This window comes from Streptomyces sp. NPDC059398, assembly GCF_042751845.1.
GTDB lineage: Bacteria > Actinomycetota > Actinomycetes > Streptomycetales > Streptomycetaceae > Streptomyces.
Genome location: NZ_JBHYWP010000212.1, coordinates 1 through 1,983 on the forward strand (window position 1 = coordinate 1; position 1,983 = coordinate 1,983).

Here is a 1,983-nt window from a genome sequence, read left to right on the forward strand (position 1 = left end):
GGGCGGCGCCGCAGGGGGGGGGGGGGCGCAGTGGTGTGCCATGGGCCCCACCACCGGTTCAGTGCGTCTGCCATCGGTTCGGCGCGTCTTTTGCCGGTTCGGCCGGTCTGCCGCCGGGCCGGGATGGACTTTCCGCAGGGACGGATGGACTCTTCTCATCCAACTCACCGGTAGGACAACAAAATTGAGAGCCTGGGCTCCGCAGAACATCGGATGAATGGACGAAGGTGTGGTCCCGCATACCCCACCCGAACCCCCTGACACCGAAGGACGTGCCCATGGCTCTCAGCCGCCGCCTCTTCGTCACCGCGCTCGCCGCCGCCACCGCATCCACCGGCTCGCCCCTGCTCGCCACGGACGCGCTGGCCGCGCCGGCCGGCCGATCCTCCGTACCCACGGGGCCCGGCCGCCCCTCCCTGCCCGTCGAACCCGGCTACCGTATCGCCATCAGCCCGGACGACACCCCCGGCGAACTGGTCGCCAAGGCCGCCCGGCTGCGCCCCACCGAGCGCCAGATAGCCTGGCAGCGGCTGGAGAAGACGGCCTTCCTGCACTTCGGCGTCAACACCTTCACCGGCCTGGAGTGGGGTACGGGAGACGAAAACCCCGACGTCTTCCAGCCGACCGGCCTCGACACCGACCAGTGGGCGCGGGCGCTGCGGGACGGCGGCTTCGAACTCGCCATCCTCACGGTCAAGCACCACGACGGCTTTGTGCTGTACCCCTCCCGCTACACGGACCACAGCGTCGCCTCCAGCAGCTGGGCGGACGGCCGGGGCGACGTGCTGCGCTCGTTCGCCGACTCGATGCGCGCCCACGGGATCAAGGTGGGCGTCTACATCTCTCCGGCCGACGAGAACCAGTATCTGCATGGGGTCTACGCCAACGGCAGCGCCCGTACCACCCGCACGGTGCCCGCACTCGTCCACGGCGACGACCGGGCCGGAAGGAGACCGCGCACCTTCCGGCTCCAGGCCACCGACTACGGCGCCCATATGCTCAACCAGCTCTACGAAGTGCTCACCGAATACGGGCCGGTGGACGAGGTGTGGTTCGACGGCGCCCAGGGCCGCATCCCCCCGGAGAAGGTCGAGCACTACGACTGGGACAGCTGGTACGAGATCGTCCGCGCCCTCGCGCCCGGCGCCTCCATCGCGGTGTCGGGCCCCGACGTGCGCTGGGTCGGCAACGAGGGCGGGCTGGCCCGGGAGGACGAGTGGAGCGCCGTCCCGGTCGCCGCCGCGGAGTACGGGCGTACCGACTACGCGCTGCCCTACGACGCCCCCGACCAGGGCAGCCGCGAGGCGCTTGCCGCCTCCCGGACGGTCGCCCAGTACCTCCAGTGGTGGCCCGCCGAGTGCGATGTCTCCATCAGGCCCGGCTGGTTCTACCACGCGGACCAGCAGCCCAAGACCGTCGACGAACTCACCGACATCTATCTGCGGTCGGTCGGGCGCAACTCCGTACTGCTGCTGAACATCCCGCCGGACCAGCAGGGGCGGCTCCCCGCGGCGGATGTCGCCGTGCTCCGCGCTTTCGACGAGCGCATCGGCAGTGAGCTGCCGATGAACCTCGCCCGTACGGCGCGGACCTGGGGCGACGGCCACCATTCGGACCTCGCGGTCGACGGCGACCCGGACACCGCGTGGACCGCGCCCGCGGCGTCGAAGGGCACCCTGTACGTCGACTTCGGCCGCCCGCGCGAGGTGGACCGGATCCGGCTCGCCGAGGACATCCGCCACGGCCAGCAGGTCGAACTGGTCGTCGTGGAGGCCCGTACGGAGAAGGGCTGGACGGAGGTGGCGAAGGCGGGGACCGTCGGCGCGAGCCGGATCGTCGTGCTGCCCGCCGCGGTGGCCGCACGGCAGTGGCGGCTGCGGGTGCTCGGCTCCCGCCGCCCGGCGCGCATCGCCGAGTTCGGCCTCTACCACTCGCTGAGCTGAACCGCGGGGGCCCCCCCGCGGCGGGCGGGGCCCCGCGGCC

The 1,983-nt window shown here is 71.9% G+C and carries 1 protein-coding gene; it reads left to right on the forward strand.

All coding sequences use genetic code 11. The features are described from left to right. Positions 1–278 precede the first annotated feature (278 nt). Positions 279–1,943, forward strand: coding sequence for an alpha-L-fucosidase (locus ACFXBC_RS35055; RefSeq protein WP_385034185.1), 1,665 nt, complete (start codon positions 279–281; stop codon positions 1,941–1,943). The last annotated feature ends 40 nt before the right edge of the window (positions 1,944–1,983 follow it).

Bases quoted from the DNA above. Each gene is read 5' to 3' on its own strand.
- ACFXBC_RS35055 (WP_385034185.1), top strand. From the start codon at position 279: ATGGCTCTCAGCCGCCGCCTCTTCGTCACCGCGCTCGCCGCCGCCACC.